This window comes from Pseudomonas sp. efr-133-TYG-5, assembly GCF_030209175.1.
GTDB lineage: Bacteria > Pseudomonadota > Gammaproteobacteria > Pseudomonadales > Pseudomonadaceae > Aquipseudomonas.
The window spans coordinates 593,140-608,745 of sequence record NZ_JARVSM010000001.1; the positions used below are offsets into that span (position 1 = coordinate 593,140).

Genomic DNA, 15,606 nt, shown 5'->3' on the forward strand with positions numbered 1-15,606 from the left:
GCGCAGCGTTGCCAGAACACAACTTCAACACGCGCTGGACAATGGGCTGACTGATCAATCAGTGCCGGTAGAACAAATCGTTATCACTCATCCACTGGCCGATTCGGCACCACAGCAGAGCCCGTTGCTGGATGAGTTTCTATCGGCATTCAGCCAAGGCCGCAATCTCGCGTTGACGCCCGCCGGCCTTGGCCTTAGCGTGCTGCGCCCGGGCCAGGCCGCGCAATCATTGCAGCTTGAAACAGCGAGAGTCGAGCAGACACTCGACGCCCTCGCCCAGACCCTGGTGCAGGCATTGCAAACGGCATTGCTGGAATATTGGCAAGAGGACGCCGATAACGGCATGAGTCGCTGGCAATGGTTTGCCGAAACACTCAAAGATGCCTGCGCCACCAATATCAATGAGGACTTATATCAGTCAGATCCCGAGCTGTATGTTTCATTGGTACAAGTGGTCAATCGAGCCGGAATAACCAACCACGAACAGATCAACCAACCACTGCGCAGCCGCGCCTGGTTATTGAAAGTCACAATAAACAACGACAGCGGCGATACTTCACTTATTTATCCGGCGGTGTTCTTTAATCGAGCAGCAGCCATTGTCTGCTGTCAGCCGTCCGGCGCGCTGACGGTGTTCGCCACAGTGGCAGAATGTTTCGACAAGGTTGCCGAAGAGTTGCAAGGTCGCTGGGAAATCGATGCCCTGGCCTGCGAGCGCTTCGAGCCGGACGCGGACGTCTTCGATGAACTGGCGCGGGTGCTGATCGATCAGCAAATGCTCGATCTGGAAAACCTGTGGATCCCGATCGATGAGATGTTCGACAGCGCCGCGCAGCAGATCGAGCAGCTCACCGACCCGCTGCGATCAGTCGCGGGCAAGGCGCCGCAAGCGTCCTTGCCGGCACGTATCGACCAGCACCTGCCGCAATGGTTGAAGCAGGCCAGCGCAACCGACCGGCGTGCCTATCGGCACTTCCTGTCGGCCATGGCCGCGGCGTACTTCGAATGGGATGGCGCGACCTACTTCAGTGATCTGCAATCGATTCGCGACTTCACCTATCAGGCGCTCGTCACGCAAATGGACAAGGCGCAACAGGAGCCGGTCGATCCGGATCAGGTCGAGCTGCACATCAAGGTTGCGCACGGGGTGATTTTCGGCTCCGGTTATGTCGAGACAAAACGCGTCAGCCTGATCGATGCGGCCCTGGAAAACCTTGCCGGTCTGCCGTGGGGCGATATGCAGGTGGCCCGCCGCGATCAACAGGACTTGCCCGCATGGATGACCGCGGACAACGTCAAGGCGTTGATCCAGGCAGTGGATATCGGCCGCGTCTATCCGGCGTACCTGCAACAACATCTACGCGATAACCGTGCTGAGGCCCGCAGCCGCCAGAAGCTGTTCGCCCTGCATCTGCGCAATCAGTTGCCGCTGCAGGCACTCGAGAGCGCATTGAAAGGCAGCCACGGCTTCGATCACAGCGGTTACCAGACAATCGTCGCGCTGACGGACGCCTCCAGCATTTTCGCCGACCGTCAGGTGGCTATCCGACCGCTGCACCTGCGGCTGGGGCCGGTGCTGAACATGTTTGTCATCGAGGCGCTGGGCCAGCCTGACGCACCGGTCGTCCTGTACCGGCCGTTCTACACGCCGTCATTGCAGCAATACGCGTCGCGGGCCCATCTGCAACACGCCCTGGCAACCGACGAATCGCTTCAACACAGTGTGACGCCCTGGTACCACGCCGTGGTCAAGGGCACCGGCCTGCTCGGGGCCAACGAAATCGTGCACCGCTGGGAGATGCACCTTGCGCCCCCCCTGCAAGACGATGTTTTTCAGCACCTGTTCGAGGCCAACACTCAGGCACTGATTGAACTGGCAGATCATCAATCGGTGTCCGATGCGGAAAATCGCTGGGCCAATTTCCAGACACTCGGCTGGCTGATCTTCGAAGCCGCGTTGCCGCTGGTGACCGGGCCGGCAGCCATGGCCGGCTGGCTGGTGATATTGGCGGCCAGCCTGAAAAGCGACCTTGAAGCGCTTGGCGCCAGCGACGGCAGCGACAAATCCTTTGCCGTCGCCGACCTGCTGCTCAATCTGGTCGCAGTGCTCATGCATGCCGGCCGGCTGTCGCCGGAGTCTGCGCCTGGCGCTCCACGCGCCCCACTCGGCGTTGAGCCCGAGGCCTTCAAACCCATTGCGCATGATGCGCCGCCCGCCCCTCTGCCCGTGCGCCTGATCGAGGGCCGGCGGCAGACGGTCGCGCTGCACCCGCAGGTCGATCTCGCCGCCACCGATAATGCCTGGGCAACGCCTCGGCAGCGCTTGAACCCGGGCCAGCAGGCCGTGCTGGACGGGTTCGCCGTGCAGATGCCGGCGCATCCCGGCGAACCCGTTGCGCAAGGCCGGCACAAGGGCCTGTACCGGTATCAGGACAAATGGCATGCGCGCGTCGGCGAGCAGTTTTTCCGGGTGTCCGTCGAGGAAGGTCAGGTGCTGATCATTGACCCCCATGACATCACCCGCCCCGGCCCCTTCCTGCTGGCAGATGAGCAGGGACGCTGGGCGATCGATACCCGCTTGCGCCTCAGAGGCGGCGGCAAAAGAAAGCACGCGCCTGACGAAGCCGAGGCGCCAGCCCCGGCACGTCGCGCAGTGGCCGATGCCAACGGGTTTCCGAGCGTGGTGGAAGAGGAAGTCACCACCTTGCCCACGCGCCTGTTTCATTACGTGAACCGCGACAAACTGGGCACGTTCTATGCTCAGGGCGGCGCCTTCATCGATTACTCGCCCAACGATGCCTACGGCAGGCCACAACGCAGGAATGTCGGCCTGTATGTCACCGACCTGGCGCCGGATTCGATGCCGCTGCAGAAGCTGTCCGAGACGCTGTTCGGCAAGAACCGCTACAACGCCGCCTCACGGGCGAACAAGATTCACGCGGTGCTGGAACTCGACCCGACGCAGTACCCGCCAGGCACGGTGAAGCTTTACAGACTGCGCAGTCCCAAGCTTTCAGAGCACATCTACGTACTGCGCGGCGATATGCAGCAGTTGCAACTGCGGGTCAAGGCGTCGAAGTTCGGCACCGGCACCACCGCGCTGACCAGGGTCACCGTGCTCTGATCAGGGGCGAATGCCGCGGGCGCGACCGGCCGCCGTGTCATTGGCGTAATGGCTGAGGATCAGGCTGCGGTAATGCCCCGGGTTGGAGCCCGACCACTTGCGAAAGGCCTTGTAGAACGAACTGGCATCGGCAAACCCCAGGCGCGTGGCGATCTCGCTGAAACTGATGGCGGGCTCGGCCAGCCAGGTGATCGCCAGTTCCTTGCGCACGCTGTCCTTGAGGCCCTGATACGTCTGCCCTTCTTCCGCCAGGCGGCGGCGCAGGGTCGAGGCCGACATGCACAGCTGCTGCGCCTGGGCCTCGGTTTCCGGCCACTGCTCGGCGGGCAACTGGCGCAGGTCCTGCTTGATGCGGCTGGCAAGGCTTTCCGGGTCGCGGTACTTCACCAGAATATTGGCCGGCGCCTGGGCCAGAAAGCGCCGCAGTTCTTCGGCACTGCGCTTGATCGGCAGGTCCAGCACCTCGGCGGCGAAGATCATTCGCGTGCGCGGGCGCCCAAAGCGCAGGTTCTCTGAAAACATCACGCGGTAATCGTCGCAGAATGCCGGCTCCGGGCAGCGCAGTTCGATGGCCAGGATCGGAATCCGCCGCCCGGCCAGCCAACAGGCCACGCCGTGGACGATCATCCAGTAAGTGAAGTAGGTGAAGGCGCGGCGTGGCTCGGGATCGTCCTCGCGCAGGACGATTTCCGCCAGGCTCTGCTGGTGCAGCAGTTGCGCCGGCATCCGCTCGAGCATCAGCGACAGGAAGTCCAGGCCCGTGCTCAGGCCGGCGGCGAGCGTCGGCTGGGCCATGGCGCTGCGGCAGAGAAATTCCAGGCTGCCGGATTTCAGCTTGCGCGGGTCCATGCCAAAGAACTCGTCATCGCCGCGCCGCGCCAGCAGGCGCCACAACCGCGCGTACTGGCTGGCCGGGACGCGCGCATCGTCGCTGTCGAGCAACGCCGGATCAATCCCGACCTTGCTCAAGACCTCTGCGGTGGCCGCGCCGCTGGCACAACTCTGCAGCAGCGCCTCACGCACCAGTTGAATGGCGATGGTGTCTTTTTCCGACATGGAGCGCGGCAGATCCTGTGCGAGTTCGAGTGGCGAGCATCTTAACGCAGCTGTCTGGATTCACCACAGGGCCGGGTCGATGTCGGCTGTTGCCTGCCGTTTGAGGATGGTTTCACCGGCGTAAGAGATTGCAGCTTCGTTGCACTCGGCAGCGCCTGCAAGGGTGCCAAGACATACGTGTGAAGGATTGAATTGGCGACTGTTCAGCTGGCGTTCAGGTTTTTGTCAATGAATGTCATGTGAGAATGAGTGTCATTATGTTACAACTTAGCCACCTATCTAATTGACTCGTGGTTAGCCAATGCTCGTTCCCTTCCTGATCATGCTGCGCGAAGGCATTGAAGCCGCGCTGATCGTTGGCATCATCGCCAGCTACCTGCAACAGACCGGACGCGGCCAGTGGATGCCGGCGGTGTGGATCGGCGTATTCCTCGCCGCGGCGCTGGCCCTGCTGGTGGGCGGCGGCCTGGAGCTGGTCAGCGCCGAGTTCCCGCAGAAGCAGCAGGAACTGTTCGAGGGCGTGGTCGGCCTGGTGGCCGTGGGCATCCTCAGCTCGATGGTGTTCTGGATGCGCAAGGTCGCGCGGTCGATCAAGCACTCGCTGCAAGCCTCCCTCGATCAGGCGCTGACTGCTTCCAGGCACCAGGTCATCGCCCTGATCGCCATGGTGTTTTTCGCCGTCGCCCGTGAAGGCCTGGAAACGGTGTTCTTCCTGCTCGCGGTGTTCCAGCAGAGCGAAGGCCCGGCGGCCCCCCTCGGGGCGCTGCTCGGCCTGATCCTGGCGATCGTCGTCGGCTTCCTGATCTACAGCGGCAGCATGCGCCTGAACCTGTCGGCGTTCTTCCGCTGGACCGGTCTGTTCATCCTCGTCGTGGCCGCCGGGATTCTTGCCAACTCGGTACAGGCGCTGCATGAAGCCGGGGTGTGGAATCACCTGCAAGGCGTGCTGTTCGATTTCAGTGCAACGCTGCCGATGGACGGCCCGCTGGGCTCGGTACTGGCCGGCATGTTCGGCTACCAGGACGCGCCGACCGTGAGCACCCTCGGCGCCTATCTGATCTATCTGGTGGTGGCGCTGGTGATGTTTTTCCTCCCGGCCCCAGCCGCCAAACCCGCCGCGCAAACGAATTCCGTTTCCAGCCAATAAGGGCATCCATGTCAAAGCCTAATTCCCCTCAGGCCTCCCCTCCCCGCGCCTTGCGCTGGGCGGTGGCCGGTTCGGTGGTCGTGATGATCGCCGCCGGTGGCCTGTTCTATTACGCGTCGCAACTGGCAGCCGCCAAACGCCAGCACAACCGTGACGAAGTGGTGGTCAACATCCACCCGCACAGCTGCGAGCCGAATGAGCTGACTGTCCCGGCCGGCCGCGCCAGTTTCCGTATCGTCAACCGCTCCGAGCGGGCGGTGGAATGGGAAATTCTCGATGGCGTGCTGGTGGTCGAAGAGCGCGAGAATATCGCCCCCGGCTTGAGCCAGGTGATCAATGCCAACCTGCAGCCGGGTGACTACGCAATCACCTGCGGCCTGCTGAGCAACCCGCGCGGCACCCTGCACGTGACACCAACCGCCGCGTCCGAAGCCGCCGCCAAGGCCAAGCCGTCGATGGTGGCGTTCGTCGGGCCGCTGTCGGAGTTTCGCGTGTATCTGGCCAGCCAGGGCAGCGCATTGATCAATGCCGTCACCGCGCTGAATCAGGCGATTGCCAGCGGTGACCTGGCTCAGGCCCAGGCGCTGTATCTGCCGGCGCGCGCCGCCTATCAACGTCTGGCTCCGGCAGCGCAACGCCTGGGCGAACTGGACAACGCGCTCAATGCCCGCGCCGACTACTTCGAAAAACGCGAACAGGATCCGGGCTTTGTCGGGTTCCACCGCGTCGAATACGCGCTGTTCCAGCAACGCAATCTCGATGGCCTGGCGCCGGTCGCCGAACGCCTGCTGGCCGATGCCACCCGCCTCAAGCAGCAGTTGCTGGCCCAGTCGCTGCCGCCGGAGCAACTGGTGAGCATCGTCGTGCGCAACCTCAACACCCTGGCCGACGTGCGCGCCGTCAACGGCGAAGAAGAACGCTACAGCCACAGCGACCTCAACGGTTTCGCCGCCAATCAGCAGACCGCGCACAAAGTGGTCGAGCTGCTGCGTCCGCTGCTGAGCAAATCCGCTGCCGACCTGCTGCCGAAAATCGACAGCGCCCTGGCCGATTTCGACACCACGCTGGACAGCTTCAAGGTCAAGGACGGCTACGCCAGCTACGACAGCGTCAGTGCCGCGCAACGCCAGCAACTCGCTGACAAGGCCCAGGCCCTGGCCGACGCCCTCGATGCCATTGATCCCGCCCTCGGCCTCTCCGGCCTGTAAGCAGAAGACGAATAGCGATGAACGATTCCGAACACTTCAACCTGCAACGCCGCCGCGTCTTGCTGGGTATGGGCGCCGCCGGCGTGGCGCTGGCCGGCTCGGCCCTGAGCTGCCCGGCGATGGCCGCCGCCGCCGCACAAGTCACCGAAGCGCCGAGCAGCGACAAGACCGAAGACCGCCACGACTTCCATGGCGTGCACCAGACCGGCATCGTCACCCCGCGCCCGGCAGCGGGCATGCTGGTTTCGTTCGATGTGCTGGCCAGCGACCGCGAAGACCTCGAACGGCTGTTCCGCACCCTCAACCAGCGCATCGCCTTCCTCATGCAGGGCGGCCCGGTGGCGCAGATCGATCCCAAGCTGCCGCCGCCGGACTCGGGCATCCTCGGCCCGGTGGTGACACCCGACAACCTGACCATCACCGTCTCGGTGGGTGAGTCGCTGTTCGACGAACGTTTTGGCCTGACCGCCGCCAAACCCAAGCGTCTGGTGCGCATGGTCGGCTTTCCCAACGATGCGCTGGAAGCCGATTGCTGCCACGGCGACCTGAGCCTGCAGTTCTGCTCGAACACCGCCGACACCAACATCCATGCCCTGCGCGACATCGTCAAAAACCTGCCCGACCTGCTGCTGGTGCGTTGGAAGCAGGAAGGCAGCGTACCGCCGCAGGCACCGGCCAAACCGGGCGTGCCGGCCCAATCGGCGCGTAACTTCCTGGGCTTTCGCGATGGCTCGGCCAACCCGGACTCCAACGACGCCAAGGTGATGGACAAGATCGTCTGGGTACAACCGGGCAGCGACGAACCCGCGTGGGCCGCGCACGGCAGTTATCAGGCGGTACGGATCATCCGCAACTTCGTCGAACGCTGGGACCGTACACCCTTGCAGGAACAGGAAAGCATCATCGGCCGGGTGAAAACCACCGGTGCGCCGATGGGCGCCAGCCATGAAAGCGAAGTGCCGGATTACGCCAAGGATCCGCACGGCAAGCTGACCAAGCTGGATGCGCACATTCGCCTGGCCAACCCGCGCACCGCTGCCAGCCAGGCCAACCTGATCCTGCGCCGGCCGTTCAACTACTCCAACGGCGTCAACAAGAACGGCCAGCTCGACATGGGCCTGCTGTTCATCTGCTACCAGGCCGACCTGGAAAAAGGCTTCATCACCGTACAGACCCGCCTCAACGGCGAGCCGCTGGAGGAATACCTCAAGCCGGTCGGCGGCGGGTACTTCTTCACCCTGCCGGGGGTCACCGACGACCAGGATTTTATCGGTCGCTCGCTGCTCGCGGCCACACAAGCGAAAACCAGCGCATAACCCACCATAAAAATCGCAACAGGAGCCGCCCCACATGAAAAAGACGCCACTCGCGTTATTGCTGACCCTTGGTTTGCTCAACACCCCGCTGGCCGCGTTTGCCGCGACCGCGCCGCTGGATCTGGTGGGGCCGGTGTCGGACTACAAGATTTACGTCACCGAGCAACTGGACCAACTGGCCAGCCACACCCAGCAGTTCACCGACGCGGTGAAGAAAGGCGACCTGGCCACCGCGCAGAAGCTCTACGCGCCGACTCGCGTGTACTACGAGTCGATCGAGCCGATTGCCGAGCTGTTCAGTGATCTCGATGCGTCGATCGACTCCCGCGTCGACGACCACGAAAAAGGCGTCAAAGCTGAAGACTTCACCGGTTTCCACCGCATCGAATATTCGCTGTTTTCGGAAAAAAGCACGCAAGGCCTCGACGCCTTGGCCGACGGTCTGAACAAGGACGTCAAGGACTTGCAGACCCGCGTGGCCGGCCTGACCTTCCCGCCGGAGAAAGTCGTCGGCGGCGCCGCCGCGCTGCTGGAAGAAGTCGCCGCCACCAAGATTTCCGGTGAGGAAGACCGCTACAGCCACACCGACCTCTACGACTTCCAGGGCAACATCGACGGGGCGAAGAAAATCGTCGACCTGTTCCGTCCGCAGATCGAGAAGCAGGACCAGGCGTTCGTTGCCAAAGTCGACAAGAACTTCGCCACCGTCGACAAGATCCTCGCCAAGTACAAGACCAAGGACGGTGGTTTCGAAACCTACGACAAGGTGAAGGATAACGACCGCAAGGCGCTGGTCGGCCCGGTCAATACGCTGGCGGAAGACCTGTCCACGTTGCGGGGCAAGCTCGGGCTGAATTGAGTTTTTTCAGCGTCTGAGCAGACCCCATCGCTGGCAAGCCAGCTCCCACAGTGTTTTTTGGCGTACACACTATTCGTGAATGATCGAGAACGCGGTGGGAGCTGGCTTGCCAGCTCCCACCTTGTTTTTTGGCGTACACACTATTTGTGAATGATCGAGAACACGGGTGGCAGCCGGTTTGCCAGCTCCCACAATGTTTATTGGTGTACACACTATTTGTGAATGACCGAGAACATTGTGGGAGCTGGCTTGCCAGCGAAGGCATTTTCAGCGGCGCTAGAGAATCCGGTAGAGCAAGCGCTCGATCCGCACCCGACTGACGCGCTTGAGGAACTTGGCCACTCCTGCCGGGTAGTTCGGCAAGGTTTCCAGGTCCTGGAAATGCGCGATCCGCGTGGTGTGCGCAAAAATATTCTGCAACTCCTGCTGCCGCGGTTGCAGCCACTCGCCTTGCGGATCATCGATCAGCAGCGCGTTTTCCAGGTCGAGGCGGAATGCACGCGGATTGAGGTTGTTGCCGGTCAGCAAGGTGTAGCGCTGATCGATCCACATACCCTTGAGGTGGTAGCTGTTGTCGCCCTCGCGCCACAGGTGCAGGTTCAACTGGCCGCTGTCGATGTTGCGCTGATGACGCTTGGCGAAACGGCGCAGGCTGATCTCATACAGATACGGCAGCGCCGCGATCACCTTGAACGGCTCGCTCGGCGGAATGTAGAAATCGTTGGCGGTCTTGTCGCCGACCACGATGTCGATTTTCACCCCACGGGCCAGCGCCCGATTGATCTCGCGGATCACGCCCAGCGGTAGGTTGAAGTACGGCGTGCAGATGGTCAGCTGCTTCTGGGCGCTGGCGATCAGCTCGAGAATCACCCGGTTCAACGGGTTGTTCTTGCCCACGCCCAGCAACGGGCTGACCGACAGGCCCGTGTGCGCGATGCTGCCGGCACTGGTGTCGTACGCCGCGTATTTGAGCCGACTGCGCAGGTCGCCGATGTCGTTGCGCAGGCTGCGGGTGGTCGGCAGGTTAGGCAAATCGAGACGATGCACGGCCTTGGACTCGATCAGCCCGTGCTTGACCAGGTGATGCATCGAGTCTGCCAGTTCCCGGCTGTTGAGCAGGTGATAGCGGTCGAAGCGGTACTTGTCGAACTTGTGCAGGTAGACGTTGTTCAGGCTGGCGCCGCTGTAGACCACGCAATCGTCGATGACGAAGCCTTTCAAGTGCAGCACGCCGAACAGCTCGCGAGTCTGCACCGGCACGCCATAGATCGGCACTTCGCTCTGGTGCGTGCGGGTCATCTCCTGATACCACGCCGAGTTGCCCGGCTGCTTGCCGGCACCGATCAGTCCGCGCTGCGCGCGCAGCCAGTCGACCACCACCGCAATCTCGAGCTCGGGGCGCTTGAGTTTGGCGGCGTGCAAGGCATCGAGGATTTCCTGACCGGCCTCGTCATGCTGCAAATACAGCGCAACGATGTAGATGCGCTGGGTCGCACTGGCGATTTTTTCCAGCAGGCAACGACGGAACTCGGCGGCGCCGGACAGAATGGTCACGGCTTCGGCGGTCAGCGGAAAGCTGCGCAGCTTGGGCAGCAGAGAGCGTTTGAAAAGCAACGGCATAGGGCTCGCAATGGGTCGAATCCGAAGAACCCGAGAGCTTACACCATCAACTCGTTCGGGTCTTGTGAGTGTCCGTAATCACTTGCCTGATCGTGCCCACGCTCTGCGTGGGCACGCCTCAGGGGCGCCCTGCATTCCAACTCTGGAACGGACGCGGAGCGTCCCCGGCTGTGTTCCCACACAGAAAGCGGGAACACTCAGAAAATAATTGCTTGACCAAGGAGAACGATCGTTCTACTGTTCGCCACATGAACGAAATCACTGACACCTCGACCCGCGACATCATTCTGGATGTCACCGAAAAGTTGATCTACAAAAGTGGCATCGCCGCCACCGGCATGGATCTTCTGGTGAAAACCGCCGGCGTTTCCAGAAAAAGCATTTACCGCTACTTCGCCAGCAAGGAGGAGCTGACAGTCGCCGCCCTGCAGCGCCGCGACGTGCGCTGGATGAACTGGTATCGCAGTGCGGTAGACCAGGCCGAAACACCGGCCGAACGTCTGCTGAACCTGTTTACCGTGCTCAAGGAGTGGTTCGCCTCGGAAGGTTTCCGCGGCTGTGCCTTCATCAATACCAGCGGCGAAACCGGCGACCCGGAAGATCCGGTACGCCAGGTCGCCAAAGACCACAAACAGAAGCTGCTCGACTACGTGTGCGAGCTGTGTACCGAACATGGCGCCGAGGATCCGCAATTGCTCGCCAGGCAACTGCTGATCCTGATCGATGGTGCCATTACCGTAGCGCTTGTGATGGGTGATCACAGTGCCGCCGATAATGCGCAATGCATGGCGCGAAAGTTATTGGACCTGTAAACGCCTCAATAAGCCTGACTCGTTGTTCAATCGTTAACTTGACCGGGAGACAAAACATGTCTGTTGCCGCCGAAGTTCGTCCGCCATTGCCACCCTTCAACCGTGAATCGGCCATTGAAAAAGTCCGTCTGGCCGAAGACGGCTGGAATTCCCGCGACCCGCAGCGCGTGTCGTTGGCCTACACCCTCGACACCAAATGGCGCAACCGCGCCGAATTCGCCAACAACCGCGAGGAAGCCAAGGCCTTCCTGACCCGCAAATGGGCCAAGGAACTGGATTACCGTCTGATCAAAGAACTCTGGGCCTATTCCGACACCCGCATCGCCGTGCGCTACGCCTACGAATGGCACGACGATTCGGGAAACTGGTTCCGCTCCTACGGCAACGAAAACTGGGAGTTCGATGAAAACGGCCTGATGTTCCAGCGCTACGCCTGCATCAACGACATGCCGATCCAGGAAAGCGAACGCAAATTCCACTGGCCACTGGGCCGGCGCCCGGATGATCACCCGGGGCTGTCCGAACTCGGTCTGTAAATGCAGAATCCGTGGGATTTGTGATCCACATGACCCTGTAGGAGCCGCCTCGGCAGCGCCTACGGGGTTTAGTGGTGGTCAAGCGACGGCGGCCGTCTTTTCGGCCTCCAGCTCGCGCACCAACGGCAGCACGCGCTTGCCGAAGTACTCCACCTCTTCCTGGAAATGCAGGAACCCCGCCAGCACCAGATCCACGCCCACCGCTTTCAACGCGACGATGCGTTCGGCAATCTGCTGCGGCGTACCGATCAGGTTGGTCTTGAAGCCGTCGTTGTACTGCACCAGATCCTCGAACGTCGATTTCGCCCAGTTGCCCTCACCCTCCGGCGACGCCTTGCCGGCCTGTTTCGCGGCATCGCCGAAGGCATTCACCGCTTGCGGATCGGCCTGCTCGATGATCTGCGCCAGCACGGCCCGCGCCTCTTCCTCGGTGTCCCGGGCGATGACAAAAGCGTTGACGCCGATTTTCACCGTGTGCCGGTTGGCCGCCGCCTTGCTGCGGATATCGTCGACCTGCGCCTTGATCCCTTCGACGCTGTTGCCGTTGGTGAAATACCAGTCCGATACCCGCGCCGCCATGTCCCGTGCCGCGCGTGAGCTGCCGCCCTGGAAGATTTCCGGCCGGCCCAGCGGTTTCGGCTTGAGGGTGTAATTGTCGAAACGGTAGAAGTCGCCGCGAAAGGTGAAGTTGTCCTGGCTCCAGATGCCGCGAAGCGAACGAATGAATTCCTCGGAACGGCGATAACGCTCGTCGTGTTCCAGCCAGTGCTCGCCAATGGCCTGGAACTCGCCCTTGAACCAGCCGCTGACGATGTTTACTGCGATCCGGCCGTTGGTGAGTTGATCGATGGTCGCCAATTGTTTGGCCGCCAGCGCGGGTTGCCAGGGGCCGGGCAGGATCGCCGCGATCACCTTGAGTTTGCGGGTGGCGGCCAGCAGGGCGTGACTGAACGCGACCGATTCATGCTGGAACTCGGCGCCATAACCGGCGGTGAAGCGGATCTGGGTCAGGGCATATTCGAACCCCGCGTCCTCGGCGAGCTGCGCCAGTCTGCGGTTGTAGTCGATGCCCCAGTCGGTGCGCTGTTCGATCTTGCTGACCACCAGGCCGCCACTGACGTTCGGCACCCAGTAGGCGAATTTCACGGCTTGCTGACTCATTGGCGTGTCCTCGGGACATTGGGAAGGTCAATGGCTCAGAGCAGCAAGCGTGCCAGCGCCCAAAGGCCCGGTTTGATTGGGCTCAAGGCTGATGCTGCTGCCTTGCTGGAGGGTGATTTGTTGTCGAGGTGTTGGGTGGGCAACAGTTGAATAAGCGGTGCCTGGGCTGGCCTCAACGCTGGCAAGCAGCGCCTGCAGAGATCTCCAGTGAACACAAATTTTGCGAACGCACCGAAAACCAGTGGCAGCTGGCTTGCCAGCGATGAGGCTTTACGGGTCGCCGCAACATCTGGAAATGCGTAACATGTCAGCCCTTCCCCGCAGCCCTTCTGCGCCCTGCCGAAATAAGCCGATTCCATGCCTTTCGAACTCAGCGTTGACCTCACCACCCTGGCCATCCTGGCCCTCGTCGCTTTCATTGCCGGATTCATCGACGCCATCGCCGGCGGTGGCGGTCTGCTGACCACGCCGGCGTTGCTCACCGCCGGCCTGCCACCGCACCTGGTGCTGGGCACCAACAAACTCAGTTCGACCTTCGGTTCGGCCACCGCCAGTTTTACCTTCTACCGGCGCAAGCTGTTTCATCCGAGGCAGTGGGTGCACGCGATTGTCGGCACGCTGGTCGGTGCCCTGAGCGGTGCCATCGTCGCCCATTACCTGCCAGCCGAATGGCTGAACAAGATGCTCCCGGTGATCGTGTTTGCCTGTGGCTTGTACCTGTTGTTCGGCGGCACGCCAAAAGCGCCGCTGGACAGCGACGCGCCGATCAAGAAGAAATGGCAATCGACCCAGGGCTTCAGCCTCGGTTTCTACGACGGCGTGGCGGGCCCCGGCACGGGCGCGTTCTGGACGGTCAGCAGCCTGCTGCTCTACCCGATCGACCTGGTCAAGGCCAGCGGCGTGGCGCGCAGCATGAACTTCGTCAGCAACATTGCGGCGCTGTCGGTGTTCGTGTTTTCCGGTCAGGTGGACTGGATCATCGGCCTGAGCATGGGCCTGTCGGTGATGGTCGGCGCCTTCTTTGGCGCGCGCACCGCGATCAGCGGCGGCGCCAAGTTCATTCGTCCGGTGTTCATCACCGTGGTCCTGGGATTGACCGTGCGCCTAGCCTGGCAGCACTGGTTCAGCGTGGCCTAAGCGCCGCGCCACGTAGACATCGATCAGGTAACGGGCAATCGAGCGCGACGCCGGCAACGGCGGCAGCGCGTGCACGTTGAACCACTGGGCGTCCTCGATCTCGTCTTCCTGACAGATGATCTCGCCGCCCGCGTACTCGGCGTGGAAACCCAGCATCATCGAATGCGGGAACGGCCAGCACTGGCTGCCCATGTACTGGATGTTCTTCACCTCGATACTGACCTCCTCGCGCACTTCGCGAATCAGGCAATCCTCCGCCGATTCGCCCGGCTCGGCGAACCCGGCCAGCGTGCTGTAGACACCGCTGACGAAACGCGGTGAGCGCGCCAGAAGCACCTCGTCGCCACGGGTGACCAGCACGATCATGCTCGGCGAAATGCGCGGATAGCTGCGCAGGTCGCACGGCTGGCAATACATCGCCCGCTCGCGCGGCACCTGGCGCATGGCCTGGCCGCAATTGCCGCAGTAACGATGCTCGCGGGCCCAGGTGCCGATCTGTGCGGCATAGCCCAGCACCTTGTAGAGCGTGTGATCGCCCTCCAGCATGAACGCCCGCAGGCCTTTCCAGTTGCAACCCGGCACGTCGCTGGAGCTGTGCAATTCCAGCAGATACACCGGCTCGCCATCGAGATGGCCGATGCCGTGCTCGGCGAGGATCGACAAGTCCTGGCGCTTGAGCCATTCACGCGGGAACAGCGCGCCGTTGTCATCGAACAGAAAGCCTTCGGGGCTGCGCGCCACGGCCCAGCCGCCGGGTTGATCGGTGTCCAGTACTGCAGTGGTCCAGCGAGCTGTCATGGTTTCTCAATCCACAAATTCGGGTTTCTGTTTGCTCATATGGGCGGCCATGGCCACGCGCAAGTCGGTGGATTGCAACATGGCGGCGTTCCAGGTGGCAACGTACTCCAGACCGTCGTCGATGCGATGGTCACGCATGTAGCTGATCATTTCCTTGGTGCCGGTCACCGCGATCGGCGACTTGCCGGCGATTTCCCGGGCAATCTCCAGCACGCCTTCGAGCAGGCTGTCCTTGTCGCTGTAGACCCGATTGACCAGGCCGATGCTGCGCGCTTCTTCGGCGCCGAAGGTGCGCCCGGTGTAAGCCAGCTCCCGCAGCATGCCGTCACCGATGATCCGTGGCAACCGTTGCAGGGTGCCGACGTCGGCGGCCATGCCGATATCGATTTCCTTGATCGAGAATTGCGCGTCTTCGGCGGCGTAGCGCATGTCGCAGGCGGCAATCAGGTCGATCGCACCCCCCAGGCAATAGCCCTGGATCGCCGCCAGCACCGGTTTGCGGCAGTTGTCGACGGCATTGAACGAGGCTTGCAGGGTGAGGATCTTGCGCCGCAGCAGGCGCGCATTGCGGCCGACGTCCTTGCCCAGTTCGTTGGCCACGCCGGCGAGCATCATCAGGTCGATACCGGAGGAAAAATGTTTGCCGGCTCCGCTGAGCACCACCACGCGCACTTCATCGGTATCGTCGATCCACTGGAATACCTCGACGATCTCGCTCCAGAATGCAGCGTTCATCGAGTTGATCTTTTCCGGGCGATTGATCTGCACATGGGCGATGTTGTCAGCCAGTTCGACGCTGAAGGCGGTGTATTGAGTCATGGCGCAGATCCTT

Annotated in this window: 13 protein-coding genes; 8 read left to right on the forward strand and 5 right to left on the reverse strand. The window is 62.1% G+C overall.

The annotated features are described in order from the left end of the window. Nucleotides 1–61: 61 nt before the first annotated feature. A complete protein-coding gene (locus QRN70_RS02600; RefSeq protein ID WP_285415660.1) occupies nucleotides 62–3,124 on the forward strand; it encodes a dermonecrotic toxin domain-containing protein in 3,063 nt (1,020 codons plus the stop codon). On the opposite strand, the gene QRN70_RS02605 is transcribed toward QRN70_RS02600, so the two are convergent. Continuing rightward, nucleotides 3,125–4,180, reverse strand: a complete 1,056-nt coding sequence (locus QRN70_RS02605) for an AraC family transcriptional regulator (RefSeq protein WP_285415661.1) — start codon at nucleotides 4,178–4,180, stop codon at nucleotides 3,125–3,127. A gap of 301 nt (nucleotides 4,181–4,481) precedes the next feature. On the opposite strand from QRN70_RS02605, the gene efeU reads away from it, so the two are divergent. The 4 genes from efeU to efeO (QRN70_RS02625) are packed head-to-tail and all read left to right on the forward strand — an operon-like array spanning nucleotide 4,482 to nucleotide 8,710. Further along, nucleotides 4,482–5,327 (forward strand): iron uptake transporter permease EfeU, encoded by an 846-nt coding sequence (gene efeU / locus QRN70_RS02610; protein ID WP_285415662.1) that lies wholly within the window; start codon nucleotides 4,482–4,484, stop codon nucleotides 5,325–5,327. Between the two features lie 8 nt (nucleotides 5,328–5,335). Then, on the forward strand, nucleotides 5,336–6,535 hold the full coding sequence (gene efeO / locus QRN70_RS02615) for an iron uptake system protein EfeO (RefSeq protein ID WP_285415663.1): 1,200 nt from the start codon (nucleotides 5,336–5,338) through the stop codon (nucleotides 6,533–6,535). A 17-nt stretch (nucleotides 6,536–6,552) separates the two neighbouring features. Continuing rightward, a complete protein-coding gene (gene efeB / locus QRN70_RS02620) occupies nucleotides 6,553–7,851 on the forward strand; it encodes an iron uptake transporter deferrochelatase/peroxidase subunit (RefSeq protein WP_285415664.1) in 1,299 nt (432 codons plus the stop codon). Between the two features lie 34 nt (nucleotides 7,852–7,885). Further along, nucleotides 7,886–8,710 carry an iron uptake system protein EfeO gene (efeO, locus tag QRN70_RS02625; RefSeq protein WP_285415665.1) on the forward strand — a complete coding sequence of 275 codons (825 nt, stop codon included), beginning with the start codon at nucleotides 7,886–7,888 and terminating at the stop codon, nucleotides 8,708–8,710. Nucleotides 8,711–8,986: 276 nt separating this feature from the next. Here efeO (QRN70_RS02625) and pssA read toward each other — a convergent pair whose 3' ends face one another. Next, complete coding sequence (gene pssA, locus QRN70_RS02630; RefSeq protein ID WP_285415666.1) at nucleotides 8,987–10,330, reverse strand: CDP-diacylglycerol--serine O-phosphatidyltransferase; 1,344 nt, start codon at nucleotides 10,328–10,330, stop codon at nucleotides 8,987–8,989. 248 nt (nucleotides 10,331–10,578) lie between these two features. Here pssA and QRN70_RS02635 point away from each other — a divergent pair, with 248 nt between their 5' ends. Together QRN70_RS02635 and QRN70_RS02640 are read left to right on the forward strand one after the other, a co-directional pair. Then, on the forward strand, nucleotides 10,579–11,142 hold the full coding sequence (locus QRN70_RS02635) for a TetR/AcrR family transcriptional regulator (RefSeq protein ID WP_285415667.1): 564 nt from the start codon (nucleotides 10,579–10,581) through the stop codon (nucleotides 11,140–11,142). 56 nt (nucleotides 11,143–11,198) lie between these two features. Then, complete coding sequence (locus QRN70_RS02640) at nucleotides 11,199–11,678, forward strand: nuclear transport factor 2 family protein (RefSeq protein WP_285415668.1); 480 nt, start codon at nucleotides 11,199–11,201, stop codon at nucleotides 11,676–11,678. Nucleotides 11,679–11,756: 78 nt separating this feature from the next. Here the strand turns inward: QRN70_RS02640 and sfnG are convergent, their stop codons facing one another. Next, a complete protein-coding gene (gene sfnG, locus QRN70_RS02645; RefSeq protein ID WP_285415669.1) occupies nucleotides 11,757–12,839 on the reverse strand; it encodes a dimethylsulfone monooxygenase SfnG in 1,083 nt (360 codons plus the stop codon). Between the two features lie 357 nt (nucleotides 12,840–13,196). Between sfnG and QRN70_RS02650 the strand changes: the two genes are divergently transcribed. Next, nucleotides 13,197–13,976, forward strand: coding sequence for a TSUP family transporter (locus QRN70_RS02650; RefSeq protein ID WP_285415670.1), 780 nt, complete (start codon nucleotides 13,197–13,199; stop codon nucleotides 13,974–13,976). On the opposite strand, the gene nudC is transcribed toward QRN70_RS02650, so the two are convergent. Both nudC and QRN70_RS02660 read right to left on the reverse strand, forming a co-directional pair. Further along, complete coding sequence (nudC, locus tag QRN70_RS02655) at nucleotides 13,944–14,774, reverse strand: NAD(+) diphosphatase (RefSeq protein ID WP_285415671.1); 831 nt, start codon at nucleotides 14,772–14,774, stop codon at nucleotides 13,944–13,946. The two genes, QRN70_RS02650 and nudC, sit on opposite strands and share 33 nt — an antisense overlap. 6 nt (nucleotides 14,775–14,780) lie before the next feature. Then, nucleotides 14,781–15,593 carry a crotonase/enoyl-CoA hydratase family protein gene (locus QRN70_RS02660; protein WP_285415672.1) on the reverse strand — a complete coding sequence of 271 codons (813 nt, stop codon included), beginning with the start codon at nucleotides 15,591–15,593 and terminating at the stop codon, nucleotides 14,781–14,783. Nucleotides 15,594–15,606 lie beyond the last annotated feature (13 nt).